17 protein-coding genes are annotated in these 19,395 nt (G+C 42.5%); 4 read left to right on the plus strand and 13 right to left on the minus strand.

The window, feature by feature from the left end:
* Nucleotides 1–259: 259 nt before the first annotated feature.
* Genes NG821_RS07090 through NG821_RS07100 form a run of 3 tightly spaced genes read left to right on the plus strand, consistent with a single transcriptional unit; the run spans nucleotide 260 to nucleotide 2,340 of the window.
* A complete protein-coding gene (locus NG821_RS07090; protein WP_262921869.1) occupies nucleotides 260–1,306 on the plus strand; it encodes a glycosyltransferase family 2 protein in 1,047 nt (348 codons plus the stop codon).
* Complete coding sequence (locus tag NG821_RS07095; RefSeq protein WP_252760963.1) at nucleotides 1,299–2,108, plus strand: glycosyltransferase family 2 protein; 810 nt, start codon at nucleotides 1,299–1,301, stop codon at nucleotides 2,106–2,108. The genes NG821_RS07090 and NG821_RS07095 overlap by 8 nt, the downstream gene beginning before the upstream one ends.
* A gap of 16 nt (nucleotides 2,109–2,124) precedes the next feature.
* The gene (locus tag NG821_RS07100) at nucleotides 2,125–2,340 is read left to right on the plus strand and encodes a hypothetical protein (RefSeq protein WP_252760964.1); all 216 of its coding nucleotides are present in this window, start codon (nucleotides 2,125–2,127) and stop codon (nucleotides 2,338–2,340) included.
* A gap of 147 nt (nucleotides 2,341–2,487) precedes the next feature.
* Here the strand turns inward: NG821_RS07100 and NG821_RS07105 are convergent, their stop codons facing one another.
* The 7 genes from NG821_RS07105 to NG821_RS07135 all read right to left on the minus strand — a co-directional run bounded on the left by NG821_RS07105 (nucleotide 2,488) and on the right by NG821_RS07135 (nucleotide 10,475).
* Entirely contained in the window at nucleotides 2,488–3,630 is a 1,143-nt protein-coding gene (locus NG821_RS07105; protein WP_394802065.1) for a glycosyltransferase family 4 protein, read from the minus strand.
* A 137-nt stretch (nucleotides 3,631–3,767) separates the two neighbouring features.
* Nucleotides 3,768–5,063 (minus strand): UDP-glucose dehydrogenase family protein, encoded by a 1,296-nt coding sequence (locus tag NG821_RS07110; protein ID WP_252760966.1) that lies wholly within the window; start codon nucleotides 5,061–5,063, stop codon nucleotides 3,768–3,770.
* Between the two features lie 31 nt (nucleotides 5,064–5,094).
* The gene (locus tag NG821_RS07115; RefSeq protein ID WP_252760967.1) at nucleotides 5,095–6,183 is read right to left on the minus strand and encodes an NAD-dependent epimerase/dehydratase family protein; all 1,089 of its coding nucleotides are present in this window, start codon (nucleotides 6,181–6,183) and stop codon (nucleotides 5,095–5,097) included.
* A 31-nt stretch (nucleotides 6,184–6,214) separates the two neighbouring features.
* Nucleotides 6,215–7,033 (minus strand): LicD family protein, encoded by an 819-nt coding sequence (locus NG821_RS07120; RefSeq protein ID WP_252760968.1) that lies wholly within the window; start codon nucleotides 7,031–7,033, stop codon nucleotides 6,215–6,217.
* Between the two features lie 9 nt (nucleotides 7,034–7,042).
* A complete protein-coding gene (gene rfbF, locus NG821_RS07125) occupies nucleotides 7,043–7,828 on the minus strand; it encodes a glucose-1-phosphate cytidylyltransferase (RefSeq protein WP_252760969.1) in 786 nt (261 codons plus the stop codon).
* A 90-nt stretch (nucleotides 7,829–7,918) separates the two neighbouring features.
* The gene (locus tag NG821_RS07130; protein WP_252760970.1) at nucleotides 7,919–9,025 is read right to left on the minus strand and encodes a DegT/DnrJ/EryC1/StrS family aminotransferase; all 1,107 of its coding nucleotides are present in this window, start codon (nucleotides 9,023–9,025) and stop codon (nucleotides 7,919–7,921) included.
* Nucleotides 9,026–9,425: 400 nt separating this feature from the next.
* The gene (locus NG821_RS07135; protein ID WP_252760971.1) at nucleotides 9,426–10,475 is read right to left on the minus strand and encodes a galactofuranosyltransferase; all 1,050 of its coding nucleotides are present in this window, start codon (nucleotides 10,473–10,475) and stop codon (nucleotides 9,426–9,428) included.
* 571 nt (nucleotides 10,476–11,046) lie between these two features.
* Between NG821_RS07135 and NG821_RS07140 the strand changes: the two genes are divergently transcribed.
* The gene (locus NG821_RS07140; protein WP_252760972.1) at nucleotides 11,047–11,760 is read left to right on the plus strand and encodes a glycosyltransferase family 32 protein; all 714 of its coding nucleotides are present in this window, start codon (nucleotides 11,047–11,049) and stop codon (nucleotides 11,758–11,760) included.
* A gap of 148 nt (nucleotides 11,761–11,908) precedes the next feature.
* On the opposite strand, the gene NG821_RS07145 is transcribed toward NG821_RS07140, so the two are convergent.
* The 6 genes from NG821_RS07145 to NG821_RS07170 form a co-directional block, all read right to left on the minus strand.
* Nucleotides 11,909–12,574 carry a lipopolysaccharide kinase InaA family protein gene (locus NG821_RS07145; protein ID WP_252760973.1) on the minus strand — a complete coding sequence of 222 codons (666 nt, stop codon included), beginning with the start codon at nucleotides 12,572–12,574 and terminating at the stop codon, nucleotides 11,909–11,911.
* 141 nt (nucleotides 12,575–12,715) lie between these two features.
* Nucleotides 12,716–13,753 carry a glycosyltransferase family 9 protein gene (locus NG821_RS07150; RefSeq protein WP_252760974.1) on the minus strand — a complete coding sequence of 346 codons (1,038 nt, stop codon included), beginning with the start codon at nucleotides 13,751–13,753 and terminating at the stop codon, nucleotides 12,716–12,718.
* A 23-nt stretch (nucleotides 13,754–13,776) separates the two neighbouring features.
* Complete coding sequence (locus NG821_RS07155; protein ID WP_262921871.1) at nucleotides 13,777–14,712, minus strand: lysophospholipid acyltransferase family protein; 936 nt, start codon at nucleotides 14,710–14,712, stop codon at nucleotides 13,777–13,779.
* A gap of 122 nt (nucleotides 14,713–14,834) precedes the next feature.
* On the minus strand, nucleotides 14,835–16,676 hold the full coding sequence (locus tag NG821_RS07160) for an ABC transporter ATP-binding protein (RefSeq protein WP_252760975.1): 1,842 nt from the start codon (nucleotides 16,674–16,676) through the stop codon (nucleotides 14,835–14,837).
* 156 nt (nucleotides 16,677–16,832) lie between these two features.
* Nucleotides 16,833–18,191: a tRNA (N6-isopentenyl adenosine(37)-C2)-methylthiotransferase MiaB gene (gene miaB, locus NG821_RS07165; RefSeq protein WP_252760976.1), complete on the minus strand. Its 1,359-nt coding sequence runs from the start codon at nucleotides 18,189–18,191 to the stop codon at nucleotides 16,833–16,835.
* 104 nt (nucleotides 18,192–18,295) lie between these two features.
* On the minus strand, nucleotides 18,296–19,273 hold the full coding sequence (locus NG821_RS07170) for a phosphatase PAP2 family protein (protein WP_252760977.1): 978 nt from the start codon (nucleotides 19,271–19,273) through the stop codon (nucleotides 18,296–18,298).
* Nucleotides 19,274–19,395: the final 122 nt, after the last annotated feature.

Here is a 19,395-nt window from a genome sequence, read left to right on the forward strand (position 1 = left end):
AACTTTCCAAATCCGGTATCTGATAAAAAAATCAGATTGAAATGCAAGATTTGAGTTCTCCATGCATTTAACAAGTAGAATGTGTGAAACTGCGATTCGTGTAATTTCGTCTTAGAATATTTCAATTCTGTTAAAAGGCGAAACATCTACATTAAACCGGACTAATAAAAAATAGATATCCATACTGGATTTTGATTATAAGTATCAGTAATTTTGCAGTTCCCAACCAAGATATTGCAAAAAATTAAACGAGACAATAATGGATTTGTATAAAAACATAATAGATGAAGAAACAAGGATATTGCCACTCATCAGCATTATTATACCCGTTTATAATACTGATGAATATATAAAAAAGTGTCTAATGTCCGTCATTCGCCAGACTTACAAAAATCTGGAGATCATCATCATCAATGACGGCTCCGAAGACAACAGTCTGTCCATCTGCGAAGACATCGCAGAAGAAGATCCGCGTATTTCGATCTACTCACAAAAAAACGGAGGTATTGGTTTTTCACGCAATCACGGCATCGATCTCGCTAAAGGCAAATACATCTATTTCATAGACAGTGACGACTCTATCAGCCCGACCTGTATCGAAAGTCTTGTTAAACTGGCAATGAAATACCCCAGTGTAGATATTGTCCAGGGAGGCATGCAAGTGGACCAAGAACCTGTCTCTACCTATTACAATAGGAAACATGTACCAGAATACTCTGCTAACAAGAAATGGATAAAAAAAGCATTCCTTCATCGCAAACCTATCCCGGTCACACCTTGGAACAAACTCGTACGCTTAGACCTTATACAAAGATGCAACTTGTATTTCATAAACGGGATCAAACACGAAGACGAAGACTGGTCTTTCTATCTGGCGAAAAATGTGCAATCCATTGCCTTCTGTTTTGAGGTCACCTATTTTTACAATAGGCAGAACCCTCATTCCGTGATGCATCTCTGTCATGAATTGGATGCCAGATCATGGTCCATCATTTTGTCTGACTTTATCCAAAACATCGATCCTTTTTGTGAAAGGACACAGCGTCAACTTATATTGCATATTTTGCGCAAAACGTATCGGAATTGTGAAATTATCTACAAGCCTGAAATAGAAACTTTGTTTCATCAGATGGCAAAAAAATGTACTGTTACAGAACGACTGGGAATATGCTATTTTTTCTTCACACAGAAGAAACTTCATGAATATCTCCATTCCTCTGAAAGACAGATAAATAGTCTTGACCATCTTGTCGAACAACCCTTGCATCCCAATTCATCTCTAGATCACACAAATTGCAATGATTAAAGTCAGTCTTGTCATATCAACCTATAATAGAAAAGAAGCCCTTTACTTGACTCTGCTAAGTGTTTCGAGACAGACTGTACTCCCTTACGAAGTCGTTATAGCCGATGACGGCTCACGAGAAGATACGAAGACGATGCTGAAAGAATTGAAAACCAAACTGCCATTCACTCTGAAACATGTCTGGCACGAAGATAAGGGTTTTCAGAAAACTGTCATCATGAACAAGGCATTTGCAGCCTGTGAGGGAGACTATATCATTCAAACGGATGGCGACATCATTCTGGAAAAGCATTTCATTGCTGACCACATTTCAGAAGCCAGACTAGGGTATTATATGCACGGGAGCAGGGGAAAACTCTCTAAAGAACTAACCCAAAAATGCATACAAGAGAAGAATTACCATTTTAATTTCTTCTCACAAGGGGCACATCGCAAATTGAACATTTTTCGTTGCCCTTTGCTCACTCCGTTCTTTCATTACTATAAGAAAAACAAAAAGGAACGTGGATGCAACATGGCATTCTGGAAAAAGGACGTTTACGCTGTCAATGGTTATGATGAAAGGATCATCGGTTACGGATTTGAAGACATTGATTTGACAGCACGGCTCCGCAGACTCGGGATCAAGAAAAGACTCGTTAAGTTCAAAGCCATTGAATATCATTTAGAGCACCCTGAAGCGAGCACAAAAAGAGACATGAGTGCCAATCAGAAAATATTTGATTCGAACAATTCCCAAGGCATTATCAAAGCGCCAAAAGGGATTGATCAATATATACAGACACAATCTATAATTGAATAAGGAAAATTAAAGAGTTATGAAATTTAGATCACAAACAAAAAGTTTAGAGCCCGAAGATGCACGAGAGGCATTCCACAAAAGTGAAAGACAGCACATTAAACAAGAAAAGATCAACAAATGGCTTTCCCGCCTTTTTGTTGTTGTCGCTTTAGCTATTGTCGTTTTCGTTATATATGCTTATTTCATAGACAAACCGGATAGTGTCAATCAAGCATTTACCCTCAAGCCATAGTAGAAAGTTATTCTTCTATGACATGATTGGAAAGACCTTTTTTATAGATCATCGATCTATATTAAAGGTCTTTTTCCGTTTTATGCAAAGACGGTCTCTTCTTAAGCCCATTCCTTTCATTGCGTTCGATATTCATTGATATGGACATCAAAGCAATTTCTGATATTCCTGCAGCATCTGGACTGCCAGATCCTGCTTTTCAAAACGCTGGATATAGTTCTGACTGCGGGCTATACTCTGCCGGCGGAAAGAATCATCATCCGAGAAACGCTTAATGGCATTAGCCATCCCTTCATCATCATCAGGATCGACATAAAGGTTGTCAGGACCTCCTGCTTCTTCCAGGCACGACCCTTTACAGGCGATAACTGGAAGGCCACACTGGATACCTTCTATAATAGGAAGACCGAAACCTTCGTAGCGAGAAGGATAGACAAAGACTGAAGCCAACTGATAGACAGCCGGCAGATCTTCACTAGGTATATTATAGAGGAACCGGATACGGTCGCTTAACTGATGCTTATCTATAAATTTCCGGACCTCTGTGACGTATTTCGTCGCCCTGCCGATGATGACTAATGAGAGTTGTTGAGGAAGCCTCAACAAGGATTTAACAGCCAGCAAGACATTCTTCCGCTTCTCTATCGTGCCTACATTCAGAATATAATGTTCCGGCAAATGGTATTTTTCTTTGACCCGGAGTTTGTCTTCCTCACTGATTTCCCCAAACTGTTTACTGCATCCTTGATAGATGACATCTATTTTAGACTCAGGGAAATCACTGAAAGCAAGAATATCGCGCTTTGTACATTCACTGATGGCCACGATACGTGAGGCTTCCCGGCATGTGATCCTGAACTTTCGGGCATAGATCTTGGCATCTATCCAATGATAATATTCAGGATGACGCAGAAAGATAAGGTCATGGATGGTAACTATACCGGGGATACCTGCCTGATATAGTCCACGGGGCAATTCCCCTGACAAGCCATGGAAAAGATTGACTTTGTCCCGCAACAGGTCTTTTACGATCCCAGAGGATCGCCAGAGGTCACGTTGCAGACGGCAATGCATAGAATGAGGATAGACGAAACCAACGTTTTCAGCCGGAAGAACTTGCTCCCGGAGTTCTTGCCTGCCTTCACAAGGCGCATACAGTTTGAATTCTATATCCCTGTCTACCGTTACGAGCGAATTGACAAGGTTCCGCGAGTAATTGCCTAACCCGGTACTATTGCAAACAATACGCTTGGCATCGTAACCGATAATCAAATGCCGTTTCATTTCCATGACTTGCAAAGATATAAAAATGTCAAGTACAAATATCCTGTTTTACCTTTTAATCGTTCGAAAATTCGAAATTTAACAGATGATACGGTTATCTATAAGTAACCATCTATTATTGCTTCATCCAAAAATACAATCGATCAATCTAAAATATACCTGCAGTCAACTATCTTTTTATCTGTCAATGAGCGGACAGACTTAAATTCATCCCACGCCGTTGCGATGACCAAGATGTCTGCGTCCTTCAATATGGCTTCAAAACGATCATAATAGACGAGCGGCAGATCATAATACTTCTTGAATTCCTCGTTCGCCACCGGGTCATACCCTAAGATATGCTTATAACCCTGCCCGATCAACTGACGTATGATCTTGGCACTTGGCGTATCCCTGACATCATCAGATCCGGGTTTGAAAGACAGTCCGAGTATGGCGATCTTCGAATCCTTGCCCTTCTCTCCAGCAGCCTTGATGATTCGTTTTGCCATAAACTCAGGCATATTGTCATTCGTATTGATGACATTCTTCAAAATGGAAGCATCAAAACCTGCAGATTTGGCCACTGCATAAAGCGCATTCGTGTCTTTAGGCAGGCAATAGCCGCCATAGCCGCATCCGGGATAGACATAAGAAGACATTGAGGCTCCTCCCCACCGCTTGTCCATATGCAGAATGTGAAAGGCTTTGGCGATATCTATATGCCCGATCGTATCGGCAATCTCTGACATTTCATTAGAGAAACTGATAAGGGTTGCCAAAAGGGTATTGGACAAATATTTGATGAACTCGCCCGTATTCAGAGACACACAGAAAATAGGGATAGAAGTCGATGCATAGACTTCACGCAACACTTTTTCCGATTTGTCATCAGAAACGCCTAGTACGATACGGTCTGCATTCATGAAATCATCCCAGCAATGGCCTTCACGCAGAAACTCGGGATTATTGGCTATTCCAATATGCAATGTTCCGGACTGATCCGTATCAGCGGTCGAATTACCTATTTCAACACCACGCTCACAGATATGCGGGATGATCCTGTTTTCCGTTGTGGAAGGGGGAATGGTCGATTTCACGACCAGAACCCGGAAATGGTCATCCTTGATCAGGTCAAGGGTCTCATCTATGGCTTTAAAAAGATAAGTCAGGTCTGCCTGACCATCCTTGCCATAAGGTGTGCCCACACAATAATAGACGCACTCACTCTTCTGAATAGGTTCGCTCAGTTCTTTGAGGGAGATAGGATGGAAATTCCGGTTCAGATGACGCTTAAGAGCCTCATCCAGACCCGATTCAAGAAAAGGCAGATGACCCTTTTTGATGGTCTCAAGTCGCTCCTGATCCACCTCTACGCCATAGACAGTATGTCCAAACTCCGCAAACCCCAAGGCAGTCGTCAATCCGACAAAACCTAATCCGAATACCGTAATTACCATTTTTCTGTCTTAAAGATAATATTGACGATTTTTACCATTTGTACTCCTTCTCGTCACTCTCCTTGAGGAAAGTGAGAAAACGCTTGACACCGTCTTCAACTGAGACTGTCGGTTCATAACCCAGAACCCGGCGTACCTTACTGATGTCTGGGCAGCGTCTCTGAGGATTATTGACCAAATAAGCATGATCATGGGATTCAGCATAGATCACTTTGCCTGTATAACCGAAAACTTCCTTGCCGGCAGCTGCATAAATTTCCGCAAGTTGGGAAATACTGATCTCAGGGCGATCCATCCCTATATTGAAATAGTCATAAGTACCATGAAGCAATATCTTCAAGTAACCACAGACTGCATCGGCAATATAGCAGAAGGTACGAGTGGGTGAGCCATTGGAAAGAATCTCGATATCACGGTTTTCCATCACGTCAAGAGCAAAGTCAGCAGGTACGCGTTTATCATTAATTCGCATCCCGGGTCCATAGTTGTTAAAGGGCCTGACAACTCCTATAGGCATATTGTAGCGCTGGGCAAACAACATACACATGGTCTCGCCGAAACGCTTTGACTCGTCATAGCATGAACGGGGGCCGGTAGCGCATACATAACCGTAGTAGTCCTCAGATGTAGGCACATGTGCCGCATCCGGATTACCATAGAGTTCACTGGAGGAATAAAAGAGAAAACCTTTGATAGCCTTGTTCTTATAGAACTCAAACAAAGAGCGCAGTCCCCAGACATTAGCATCCAAAGTCTCTATCGGATATTTACGATAAAAGACAGGAGAAGCAATGGAAGCCATATGAATGATAAAATCGGCTTGAGCCGCTCCTTCTATATTCTCTATCTTATCTTTGATGATATCAAATTTGCGGATATCAAACAAAGGGTTCTTCTTCAATTGGTCGATCCAAGCCGGATAACCCAACATAAAGTTATCTAGTCCGATCACCCGTTTCAAGCCCAATCGCCGAGCTTCTGCCTGAAAGAAATTCATATAATAATATCCCAGGAATCCGGCACAACCTGTAATCAGAATGGTGGCACCATTCAATTTTGCCTTCTCCTGAGCAGACAACCCTTCTAAGGTATGTCCAAAATCCTTTTCCAATACTGTCATTATCTTGAATTTTATATCGATTAGATTAATCTCAATATTTCCCTTTGTATTCCCTATAAGGCTTGTTCAGGTCGAGATAGAAGAAATTGTGCTGACGCTGATGTTCGCCATCGGGAATCTTCATATAGTCTCCATAGATTTGAGTGAGGTACTCATCGTAACGCTTAATCCCCTGAAGGGTTCTGCCTTCAAAGGTATACGGTCCGTATATGCCATTGATTTCCTTGCTCATCACCCCCCGCAGACCATCAGTATAATCGGCGGCCAACTTACATTTATTATAATCATATCTGATCAGTATTTTCCGGATCTTCTTCTGCAATGCCTGCATCGTAAACAGACGGCGGGTCAGCAAAGGGATCCAACTGCTCATGCCGTGGCCGTGCTTGTAAGGGTCACGATGAACCAGATAGAGCGCCTGCTTGTAAAATTCATAACGGGTATACTGCCAATGCCGGGCCAACCAGTTGCTGGGTACAGCATCCAAAGGAAAGACATCGACGTAAACACCCCCTAGATAACGGAAATGAAGCCGTTCTATCAATGTCGTCTCTGCATCCTGGAGTTTGCCGAAAGGCAAAGGGTACTTCGGATCATTCTCGGCACAGACAAACTCGTATCTTGACGGCAGCCATTCTTTGGAATGTTGGATAAACTGTTCATAATCCGGCCGGGGCATCAGTACGTCCATATCATCGTCCCAAGGAATGAACCCATGATGACGGACAGCTCCAATCAGAGAACCAGCGAACATGCCGTAATGTATTCCATGTTCAGATAAAGTCTTGTCCAATGCTGTAATGATGTCCAGCATCCTCATTTGCAAAGGCCGTATTTCGTAATTTGCCATAATATAATTTTATTTTTCAGAGGAATAAGGTTGTGTCCAAGGTGCATTCCCGGCATCCCATAAATGATTCAGATAATCACGGTCGCGCACAGTATCCATACATTGCCAAAATCCTTCATGCTTATAGACCGCCAACTCTCCTTCCCGTGCCACTGATTCCAGAGGTTCTCTTTCAAAGACAGTAGAGTCATCTTTGATATAATCGAAGATTTTTGGACTCAGCACAAAATAGCCCCCATTGATCCAACCTTGATTGACCTGGGGTTTCTCTTTGAAACTATGGGCTATATCGTTCTCATCTATCGAGAGTTCTCCAAAGCGGGCAGTAGGATGGACAGCTGTGACCATCGCCAATTTTCCTGACTGATGATAGCGACGTTCCAGTTCACTGATATTCACATTGGATACAGCATCACCATAAGTCAACATGAAATCTTCTTTTCCTATCAGATCTTTCAGACGCAGGATCCGACCTCCCGTCATCGAGTTCTCGCCTGTGTCCACGAGAGAAACTTTCCAATCCAAAGGTCTTTCTCTGATGTAGGATATATGATTTCCATTGAGGTCAATCGTAAAATCATTACTTAAGACATAGTACTGGAGGAAATAGTTCTTGATCACTTCCCCCTTGTATCCTAAGGCAATGACAAAATCCTTATAACCGTAGTTTGAATAATGCTTCATAATATGCCAGAGAATGGGTTTGCTCCCAATCTCTACCATAGGCTTCGGAATTAATTTCGTATACTCGGACAAACGAGTTCCAAATCCCCCGGCTAAAATTACAACTTTCATGGACAAGGCAGGTTTTTAATTGGTAATCAGCTAAATCTTAATTGTCAGATCCCCCGGTATCTTGAAAGACAACACGAGGGGTCTCTATTTCTACAGATTATTGACAATGGAACAAATGGATTTTACATCTTCATCCGTCAGTTCAGGGTGCATCGGAAGAGAAATGATCTTCTTGTAAATGTCTTCTGTGATCGGTAGAGGATAATCCGTCTTGAAATAAGTGAGCAAATGGTTAGGACGGTACTGAATGCCAAACTGGATATCGTGCTCCGTCAACTGCTTCATCAGTTTTTCCCGTTTGCCGTGTAAAATCAAAACCGGGAAGATATGGGGAACGATCTCATGATAGTTCATGGGGATCAACTTCACATCTTCATTATGGCCGAGGAGTTCGGTATACAATTGTGCGATATGCTGCCGCTTGGGAACGAACTCCTTCTCAAAACGTGTGAGTTGTACCCTTCCGATGGCTGCGAAGATATTGCTCATATGATAACGATAGCCTTGAGCTACGACATCAAACACATAACTGCGCTGCCCTTTATAGCGTTTTTCAGAATCTTTCATGACCCCCAGAAGACGGGCATCACTCACTGCATCAATGACTTTTTGGTCTGAAGCAAATATGGCTCCACCTTCACCTGATGTGATATTCTTGATACCATCAAAACTGAAGCAGACAATATCTCCGGAAGAACCGACCAATTTGCCGTTATGACGGCATCCGAAAGCATGGGCTGCATCCTCTACCAAGCGCAGATGATGCTTGCGGGCAAACTCCCGATAGTCATCCATATGTGCAAGATTACTGGCAAAGTAAACCGGCAGCAAGACCTTTGTACGGGGCGTTATCCTCCGCTCTGCATCCTTCAAATCCAATAACAGAGAGTCCGGATCGATCTCACAACTTACAGGTATACAACCAGCAGCAGTGATAGCCTGGTAGGTAGCAACGAAAGTAAAGGAAGGCACCAAAACTTCATCCCCAGGTTTGGTAACAGCCTGGATAGCCAAATGCAATGCTGCCGTACCACTGTTCACGCAGATGCACTTCATGCCTCCACCTATATAATTTTCCAGATCTTTTTCAAAAAGTCCCACTATTTCACCCATGCCAAGATAACCGATATCATTGATCACATGAGCTACAGCTGTAGACTCTGCTTCACCTACAACAGACTTTGACAATCTTATCATTTTCCGTATTTACTTTTATCTTTTCCGTTTCCGTTAATAAATAATATCAAGATTCATCTTATTATGCAAACTTACCAAAATTTATCAACATAGAGATAAGATTAATGTGAAAAAAAAGGTAATTTAACAAGACTTTTGCAGATTCTCTGAACCGCTGATCTACCCTTGTTCCATCAATAATAGACGGATCAAAAGACAAGACAACTTCAATCCGATAAAAAAGATTACGGATTGAATATGAAGTCACAAATAAAGATTCTTTTTATTGTTGAAAATCATAGAAAATGTATCCCAATTCATTCGGGTACATTCCGATCATCTGCACAAATCGTCCTTACCTTTCAGCAAATAAGCATTTACAGGTCCTCGAACAAGGAGTTCAACATTCCCTATCATCCGTCTATTCAACCGCTTCCCGGTTCATGACAGTTTCAAGGACGGTTTTCAGATAGCCCCCCTTACGCAGCCTTTCACTGACGCGATAAACATTCTTCCGCATCTCGTAAATCTTCTGATCAGAGATTTTCGGAAGAAGGTTGTTCAGTTCAGACAGTCGTTTGATGCAGATTCCAATGCCCTCTTCTTGGATAATCGGGGCAACGGCAGCATCCTGCCAAACAATAACGGGAAGACCGGCACGAAGATAGAAGGAAACCTTGTGAGGGCTATTCCAATGCAGGTATTCTCCAAATGAACCACTGCAAGTATCTAGACTGTCACCGTCCCAGACAAGCCCGAAATCACCTTTCACATGCTTGATGAAATCATCAGAATCCATAAAACCGTTGACATGCAAATAATTCGAATCCTTCAATTCCGGTAATCCGTCTCTGTCACCATAAATCTGGAGTTGGTAATTCTTGATCTGAGGTTGTATTTTCAACAGGAAACTATTCTTGCGCATCGCCAGACTCCCTGCATACACCAGCGTAAACAACTGATGACTGGCATTAATCAATTCCGGAAAATGGGCACAAGCCTCACTTCGATAATCAAACAGTCCCAACGCATATAAAGGATGCTGATAACCGTGATCACGAAGCCATGATGCCATTGATTCATTGGATGCAATAACATAGTCACTGTGCATCAGGCGGTGAATCTCCTGATCCTCAGACAGTTTCTTACGCCTCATGCAACCCAAGTCATGGATGACGGTAACCGTCTTAGCCCCATGCCTGTGAGCTATATTGCAGATAAAGGAAAAGTATTTCTTTACAGGATACTGGAGGACCAAGATATCATTCGGTTTGATCGTCATCACCAATTTGAAAATACCCAATAGATCCAAAAAGAAAGTAATGATCTTACTCCGATAATATGTAGAAGGAAGCCCTAAATTGTGAGCCCCCATTTCAAGCAGTGTTATCTCATTATCGGTCTTGGCCTTACTTCCAGAACTTGTAACACCTCTATAATTACGGGAAATATAGCAAAGTCGATTTGTCATCTTTATATATTCTTGTTTTAATATTAAATGGCAGATCATTCATAACTTGTTTCTATATGGAATACATTTAAGTCTTTTAACCTTCCATGAGTATTCTTACCTGGATGAATGCAACAAGTAAGTGCAAATTTACGGAATCTTTTCGTAAAAGCATTCCAATAGATGTTGAAATTCAATTTCTTTCCTGGTCTGCTGTTAATCTTGTATTATATTTTGATTGCCATTTACAAAATAATAGCGCTGAAAACATCTGCAAGGCAATAAGTTTCTGTGATTTTTACTCAGTAAACATAGCAGTACTTTTCGTAGTAATGTGTTTTTATTGCGACAAAGATACAAAAAACGCCCCTATTTACCAAATATATTCATATATTTTATTTCTATCAGAATCACATGAGAGGGCATTGACATCAGACGTATACAAACATTATCCATCTTTTTATGGACATCTGTCACTTTCTTCCAAAGGACTTCAGGCACAGTTGTCTGAAATTATATCCGAATCGTTTTATAGCGAAAAGTTTGGAACTTTAGACACAATTCCATATCTTTGTAACAAATAATTATATCAGTGACACCTAAGACCATACACCTATGCTGGTTTAGTGATGATGCTTTCCCAGTAGAAATAAAAGCATGTATCCGTTCATGGAAAAAATTCCTGCCTGACTATCAGATTAGAAGATGGAATATGGAAGATGCGAAAGCCATTCATAACACATTTGTCAATGAAGCTCTCCGCTGCCACAAATGGGCATTTGCGGCTGATGTCATCCGCTTTTACGCCATTTACCATGAAGGTGGGATCTATATGGATAGTGACATGCTCATCTATAAAAATTTTGATGAACTGATACCGGAAAAAGGGGTTGTTACATTCAATGAGAATATAAAGGCAGGTGACGGACCCTTATCTCTTCAGGCTGCTTTCATCATGGGTGAAAAGGGGAATACGTTCTGCAAAGAAGTGTTAGATTACTATAGTAACCGGCATTTCCTTCTCAAGAATGGTTCTATGGACGAGACCATATCACCTCACATCATGGGTCTTATTGCTGCTGGACATGGCTATAAAGATATGATGAAGAAACAGGAATTGGACGGGCTTACCATTTTCCCTACATTCTATGTAGCTCCACGGAAGAAATACAAGAAACAAGAGCTTACCTTTGCGCGTCATCTGGTCAATCACAGTTGGAAAACACATAAACTGGGCAGACAAGTAGAGATCTTCCTCAAGCACGATTATCATGTCGTCAAATATTTCATCTGCAAGAAATATTAAGAAATATCCACTGACCGATTACCGTCAGACTATAACAGGGATAAGGTTTTCCGATAACGCCCCAGTATAAAGATCACCTCCCGCCAGTCAATATCTGTCAAGGTTATATATAACAGACCCCATGCAAGGGAATTTCTCTTGGCAAGGATTAGAGTTCGAGTTTAAAGGAAACCTTATGTCGTTTCTGGTAATTCCTCCAAAAACGTGCGCGAGCAGGCATGACGATGGACAAAGCCCATTTCTCATCAACATTTCTCACACGTGCATATTCACTGACCATCATTTCGATGAACCGCTTCGGCCCCCAAAGTTTCTTCAGGTCCAGCAATCCCCTTTTCGGACTTACCTTTCCAAAATACATTCTGTTGATGTCTACGATACAGAAATGATAGCCTTCATCATCATACTTCCAAAGGATATTCCCCGGTGTGAAATCCTTGTGCATGACCCCTTTCAAGTGCATCATCGCAGCAAAATGTGCCACTTTCTCTGCCAGCACCTCATAAGTACCGATTTTGGCATTGCCCACTTCATAAAGCGTATGCTCATAATCGCACTGTACGCTGAAGAAATAAGTATAACCCAGTAAACCAATGCAGTTACGGTATTCGATATAAGCTATCGACTCAGGAGTTTCTATGCCCTTTTCCAAAAGGATGGCAGGGTATTGGTAGGCCCGCAGTCCCTTGGGTTTGCGGATACCATAGGAATAAACACATCTGTTCAACAGGGATGGTACACAGTATCGTTTGACATTGATCTTCAGTCCGTCAACCTCAAAGACCTTAATCAGATTCCGTTTATTGTAGATCACTTCTCCTTCCGACTCAAATATAGAAAGGATATGAGTAACAACAGGCTTTAAAGTTTTATATTTTGAACGAATTAGAAATTTAGAGATTCTCATTTTTAACACCGGGTTTATACTCTGATCCATACAGCCAGTTCTCGGGACTCAGAGGATATGATATTTATTGATGAACTTTAAAAATTCTATCCAGACCTTTTCTTTTTTTATCAGATCATACTGTCTGTCAGTAGGAATCTTGGCAAGTTGAGAAGGGGAGACAAAATCCTCTATGCCCACGCCTCCGGTAGGTATGCCGTTCTGCGGCAACCACATCTTCTTGCTGTTTTGTGGTGCCACGACCACAAAAGACGGTTTGTCCTGTGAATGGATGATATGGCGTGCCCCACCTTCATTTCCAAAATACAGAGTTATCCACGAAGCCATGGCTGCCAATTGCCTGGGGCTTTGGGCACGGACATCAATGAAGATATGAGGGTCATTGTCCAATAGTTCGTAAATCCTGCGGGAAGCCTGTTCCTCTTTTCCCAAAGCATAATTAAAGATAATCTGAACCTGTGGAAAAGTTTTTATCAGATTTCTGACGACATAGACCATACCTTCTTCAGACCACGTCTTATTCTTGAGTTTGGAAGTGACTCCCATGAGAACCACAGGCTTGGAGAAATCGATTTTCATCTTCACCATATAATCCTTGAATTCCTCCTTCTCATTCTCGGTGATGGGAATATGGAAGTTCTGGTCCAAGACTTTATAGTTCAGAGGAGACAGGAGCATCAGATCATGGTCGACCATACATTTATTCCTGTTGGTCTTCTCGAAAAAATAATTAAAGGCAAACCCGGTGTACCATTTTTTCAGTCCTATCCGATATTCTGTCGAAGGTGAAAATAGCGTAAAGAACATGCTTTTAAGCGTAGACCTCATGTCGATGATGACGTCATAATGGTTGCGATGGACGATCCGCCATACCTTCCTCAGATAACGCCAAAGATTTTCGTTATCCGATTCTGAAAAGGTTATGATATGGTCTATGGCAGGATGACCCTTGAAAAGAGGTGCCAACCGCTCATTCAGAATAAAAGTCGTATCCGCCTCAGGATCATTGCGCTTGATGGTATTAAAGACACATGTTGCAAGAACCGCATCCCCCATCTGTCGGAATCGAACAACCAGGATTTTCAAGATGTTATGATTTAACAGTAAATTTAACCTTTAGAAGAAGCCTTTTCTATCACTTTTCCATTCACCACCTCAAATCTACGGTCAAACTCTTCATGGGTTCGCTTCCATCGGTTATGACTCCACAAATAGAATTTGGGATCTTTGCGGATCGTATTTTCCAGCAAAGCAAAAAACCTTCTTGTAATCTCGTATTCGGGAAGTGCATTCGGGTTTTTAGTGATCAATTTGAAAGTAGCATTATAATATCCTCTCTTGGGCCGGCTCATCTCCACATAGAAGACAGCATCGTTCACCTTCCGCATAATACGTTCTGCCCCAGTAAAGACCCCTGTATCATGGTGCATGAAATTCAGCCACAAATGAATATTCTCCCATTTCGGTCCCTGATCAGAGATATAGCCGAAAAGACTCATGATTTTCTTCTGCCGATACTCTATGAGTTTTCTGATAATATGTTTCTTAGAGATCACCACACTACCTCGGGAAGACGAGCGGATTTTCTTGAAGAGTTCGTCGAACGGTTTGTTGGCAAGAGGATGGTAGATCAGTCCCATCACCTTACCGGGTAGATAGATTCCCATACAGGAAAGCCATTCCCAGTTGCAGTAGTGCCCTAAGACTGCCGCTACATTCTGCCCGTTATCAAAACAAGCTTCCACCTCATCGACATTACAGACCTTAAACCGTTTTTTCAGATGTTCTTCCTTGATACTCAAGAGTTTGGTGGCCTCAAAGAAGTAATCACAGAACCAATGGTAGAAGCCCTTCTCTATTTCGATTATTCCACTCTCCGACTTTTCCGGAAAAGAAGAAACGAGATTCCGGCGTACGATCTGCCGGCGGTATCTCAAGACATAATATACGATCAGATACCCGACGTCAGAAAGAGCATATAGCACCCTAAATGGGAGTAATGATATCAAATAAAACAAGCCATATACGATCTTCGTCATTATCATACTCGGTTTCTTCAATTATTCCTCTCTGTTTCGACTTAAAAAGATTATTTTCAGATATTCAAAATACCAGTTCACTTCCCATGTATTTACCTTCATACAAAAGTCCATACAGTCAGATTATATTACACTTGCTGCATATCATGCAACCGCTTATAGTATCCATTCTTCTCTATCAATTCCTCATGTGTGCCCCGCTCGACAATGACGCCTTCATGCATCACACAGATTTCATCAGCGTTCTTGATCGTCGACAGTCTATGGGCGACAGCAATGGTCGTACGCGTCTTCATCAACCGCTCCAGAGCGTCCTGTACCAGTCGTTCACTCTCCGTATCCAATGCAGAAGTAGCTTCATCCAAGATCAATATAGGCGGGTTCTTGAGTATTGCCCTGGCAATACTGATCCTCTGTCGCTGCCCGCCTGACAGCCGAGAGCCCCGATCACCTATTTTCGTGTCAAAGCCATTCTCTGACTCCATGATGAAGTCATAGGCATTGGCTATCTTAGCTGCACGGATGACAGCCTCATCAGTCGCATTCTGAGACCCGAATTTAATGTTGTTCCTAAACGTATCATTGAACAGGATCGCATCCTGGTTGACATTTCCAATAAAAGAACGGAGGTTATGTACGCCAAGATCTTTGATGTTGACCCCATCGATAAGGATTTCACCCTTCTGCACGTCATAATAACGCGGAATCAGGTCGACCATCGTCGACTTTCCACTGCCACTCTGTCCGACAAGGGCTACTGTCTTACCTTTAGGAATGACCAGATTGATATCCTTCAACACGTACCGCGGCTCATTCGACTTGGAATCAGTATAAGCGAAATAGACATGCCGGAACTCTATCTGATGTTGGAAAGACGGCAGGATGACAGGATTCGGCTTCTCTTTGATTTCGATTTCTGCCTTCAGGATCTTATCCACTCGTTCCATTGAAGCAAGTCCTTTAGGAATATTGTAACTCGTTCTGGAAAAGTCTTTCAGAGGGTTGATGATGCTGTAGAGAATGACCAGATAGTAAATGAAGACCGGTCCGCTCAGTGTCTGGTAGTTGAGGACCAACATTCCCCCAAACCAAAGGACGATGACGATCATCACTGTCCCCAAAAACTCACTCATAGGATGGGCCAACTGCTGGCGGATATTCACCTTCATGACATCGCGGCGGTAGGCAGAATTGATGGCATCAAAACGCTTGTCCATCATATCTTCGGCACAGAAAGCCTTGATGATCCTCAAGCCTCCCAATGTCTCCTCCACCTGACTCATCGTATCGCTCCATAGTCCCTGAGCCTGCATGCTCTGTGCCTTCAGTTTCCTGCCGACAAACCCCATGAACCAACCGAATATAGGGACAAAAATGATGGTGAAAAGAGTCAGTTGCCACGAGACCAGCAACATGGTAGCGAAATAGAAAAGAATCAGGATAGGATTCTTGAAAAGCATATCCAGAGAAGACATGATCGAGTTCTCTATCTCCTGGACATCACCGCTCATACGCGCAATGATGTCGCCCTTACGCTCCTCACTGAAGAAACCCAGAGACAAACTCGCAATTTTTCTGTACATCTGATTGCGGATATCCCTCACCACACCTGTACGCATAGGGATGATGCTCGCTGAAGACAGGAAATAGGACGCCGTCTTGAGAAAAGTCATGACGGCAAGTGCTATCCCGAGGACCAGCAACGTAGAAGTAGAACCAAAATACTGCACCATCTCTTCTATCAGATAGTTGGCATTGTTAGCCAGAACTTTCCTGCTCAAAGACCAAGGCATCATTGCCGTTGCCCTGACAGCACCTTCTGTTCTAAAAAGGATCTGAAGCAAAGGAATAATCGTAGCAAATGAAAAAACGTTCAGTATTGCTGAAAGGATATTAAAAACTATCGACAATACCAAATATTTCTTGTAAGGGGGTATAAAACGCCTTAGCACCAGCAGGAATTCCTTCATGATTTGCAAATATAATAGAAAAACACAAAACTACAAAATGATTTTCGGTTTTTATGTCCTTTGTTTAACTGATAAAACTTTATAGAACTAAAATAACATCTTTTAGAACAAATGTTTGTCCCTGAACCGATTACAGAGTCGTACATCCCCTCAAGATTAATTTCCCACTTTCTCTTCATCTCCAGGCTCCACCGTTCCAAAGAGCGTAGCGGAAGTAGAACCTGTAATCCTGACTTTCACGAATTCACCTATATGATAATTACCGCGGTCAAAAACCACCATCTTATTCTGTTCCGTACGGCCACAGAGTTGATTCCTAGAACGCTTGCTGAAACCTTCTATCAAGACCTCAAAAGTTTTGCCTTCATCCTTCTTGTTCTGCCGGACGCTGATCTCATTTTGCAATTTGATAAGTATTTCCAACCTGCGGATCTTCTCTTCCTCCGGGACATTGTCCGGGAGATGCTTAGCCGCATAGGTTCCCGGCCGCTCTGAATATTTGAACATAAAAGCGGAATCGAATCCTACTTCTTTCATCAAGTCGAGAGTTTGCTCAAAATCTTCCTCTGTCTCGTCATGATAACCCAAGAAGACGTCAGTCGTCAGACCACAACCGGGAAGAATCCTGCGGATAGCCTCGACTTTCCGCAGATACTGTTCCCTAGTATACTTGCGGTTCATCAATTTCAATATCTTATTGCTCCCACTCTGAACAGGGAAATGGATATGCTTACAGAGGTTTGGGGCTCCTGCCATCGCATAGAGAATGTCTTCACTCATATCTTCAGGATTGGAAGTTGTAAACCGCACACGCATATCCGGCACAGCCGAAGCCACCTTAGACAGCAGTTCGGCGAATGAAGTCCTGCCCTCTTCGTGCCGTCCGGAAGGTGAAAGACCATAACTGTTCACATTCTGTCCTAGCAAGGTCACTTCCTTGAAACCCTTGTCATGGAGGTCACGCACTTCGTTGAGAATACTCTCGACATCACGGCTTCTCTCACGACCTCGGGTATAAGGGACTATGCAGTAATGGCAGAAATTATTACAGCCTCTCATGATACTCACAAAACCGCTGACATGATTGCCGCCTATACGCAGAGGCATCACATTGCGATAAGTTTCCGTTGTAGACAACCGGACATCTTCAGCAGGATGCCCCAGTTCACACTGTGCGATCATATCCGGAAGGTTCAGATAACTGTCAGGGCCACAAACCAGATTGGCATGGTGATTCTGAATCAAATCATCTTTGACCCTTTCTGCCATACAACCCAAAACGCCCAGAATCAATTTTCTCCCCTTCTTCTGTTCCGCATACAATGAATCTAAACGGTTATATATTTTATTTTCTGCATTCTCACGTATACTACATGTATTCAGGAAAACGGCATCTGCATCCACCTCGTTGTCACAAGTATCATAATCTGCCATTTTCATTATCGAAGCGACGACCTCACTATCGGCTACATTCATCTGACAGCCGTAGGTCTCTATATACAGTTTCTTGTCCATTTATCCCTTTCCTATCGAATATATTCCAACCACATTCATTAATCAGGCTACAAAGATACTAAAAATATCCGATTATCAGCCAACACCCTGAAAGCCTTTACAGTTTAACATTCCGCATTCGCCGCTATCATGTGTCTTGTCAAGAGCAGCAGAACGAAATAGAGGATCATTCCGGTAATGAATCCGGCAATAGCGTCAATCATGTAATGTGCCTGGATATAGACGGTGCCCATACAAAGGAAAGCATAGACAGGGAATACCCACCAGAAGAATTTACTGTTTTTCAGATGCAAGATCAGCATCATGCAAATGGTGGCAATACCGACATGCGAACTCGGGAACGCAGCTGTCGGCCGTTCACCTTGTGCACGGGCATCCTCTACCAAGTGATAGAAGAAACCATTGGGATTGCCCGGAGAAGGAAGACAATCCGTATGTGTATTGAAATAGTTGCCCAGTTTCGGAAATATCCCTTTGGCTATCGTGTCTTCCCCTATCACGTTATAATAGAAGGTCGGACCGGCAACCGGCAGGAAATCAAAAACGATATAGTAGATGAAGAACGCTGTGATGACGATAAAGCAGCAGCGTTCGAACTCTTTATAATCCGCGAGGAAATAATAGATGCATACTGCGACGATCAAGGGGTAATACATGAAATACCCAAAGTGCATCAGTTCGCTCACCACCATCCATGGCAAGTGCTTTGCAAAGACCAGTGCAGGTTGGAAACCGAAAACGATTTGTTCCCATTCCGCAAAGAGATAGTCCAGATTGGGCAGCACCCGATTAAGTTCGTAAGTATCCGGATACCATTGTGCCAGGAACAGCATCTGCACCAGCACACGCACGATCTCCATAAACCGGCAAGGCAGGAGGCGGTACACTGTCCAAAGTGCAAAGGTCGTAATCAAAATGCGGACCCTCATCCAAATCATGGAATGCGGATTCTCCATCTTGGTATAAGCGAACAATACCCATAAGAACGTGAAAGCCAAATAGATAATAGTGGCCCATTCTACAGGATACAGCCCCTTCTTGGGATTTTTCTCTAATCTGAATATTTCCTTTATGGTCGTCATCTCCGTTTCTTAAACTATTATTGTTTTCAACCGTATTTGCTGAACACGTATCACCCAAAAGTATGAATAAAAACGATTTTATAAATGTTTGTTTTCAAAAGGAAACCGAACATTTCTCAGAG

Origin of the sequence: Segatella cerevisiae (genome assembly GCF_024054555.1) — a bacterium.
Taxonomy (GTDB): Bacteria; Bacteroidota; Bacteroidia; order Bacteroidales; family Bacteroidaceae; genus Prevotella; species Prevotella cerevisiae.

Bases quoted from the DNA above. Each gene is read 5' to 3' on its own strand.
- NG821_RS07115 (WP_252760967.1), bottom strand. From the start codon at position 6,183: ATGACAGTATTGGAAAAGGATTTTGGACATACCTTAGAAGGGTTGTCT.
- NG821_RS07100 (WP_252760964.1), top strand. From the start codon at position 2,125: ATGAAATTTAGATCACAAACAAAAAGTTTAGAGCCCGAAGATGCACGA.
- miaB (WP_252760976.1), bottom strand. From the start codon at position 18,191: ATGGACAAGAAACTGTATATAGAGACCTACGGCTGTCAGATGAATGTA.
- NG821_RS07095 (WP_252760963.1), top strand. From the start codon at position 1,299: ATGATTAAAGTCAGTCTTGTCATATCAACCTATAATAGAAAAGAAGCC.
- NG821_RS07160 (WP_252760975.1), bottom strand. From the start codon at position 16,676: ATGAAGGAATTCCTGCTGGTGCTAAGGCGTTTTATACCCCCTTACAAG.
- NG821_RS07155 (WP_262921871.1), bottom strand. From the start codon at position 14,712: ATGATAATGACGAAGATCGTATATGGCTTGTTTTATTTGATATCATTA.
- NG821_RS07135 (WP_252760971.1), bottom strand. From the start codon at position 10,475: ATGACAAATCGACTTTGCTATATTTCCCGTAATTATAGAGGTGTTACA.
- NG821_RS07105 (WP_394802065.1), bottom strand. From the start codon at position 3,630: ATGGAAATGAAACGGCATTTGATTATCGGTTACGATGCCAAGCGTATT.
- rfbF (WP_252760969.1), bottom strand. From the start codon at position 7,828: ATGAAAGTTGTAATTTTAGCCGGGGGATTTGGAACTCGTTTGTCCGAG.
- NG821_RS07130 (WP_252760970.1), bottom strand. From the start codon at position 9,025: ATGATAAGATTGTCAAAGTCTGTTGTAGGTGAAGCAGAGTCTACAGCT.
- NG821_RS07120 (WP_252760968.1), bottom strand. From the start codon at position 7,033: ATGGCAAATTACGAAATACGGCCTTTGCAAATGAGGATGCTGGACATC.
- NG821_RS07090 (WP_262921869.1), top strand. From the start codon at position 260: ATGGATTTGTATAAAAACATAATAGATGAAGAAACAAGGATATTGCCA.
- NG821_RS07110 (WP_252760966.1), bottom strand. From the start codon at position 5,063: ATGGTAATTACGGTATTCGGATTAGGTTTTGTCGGATTGACGACTGCC.
- NG821_RS07170 (WP_252760977.1), bottom strand. From the start codon at position 19,273: ATGACGACCATAAAGGAAATATTCAGATTAGAGAAAAATCCCAAGAAG.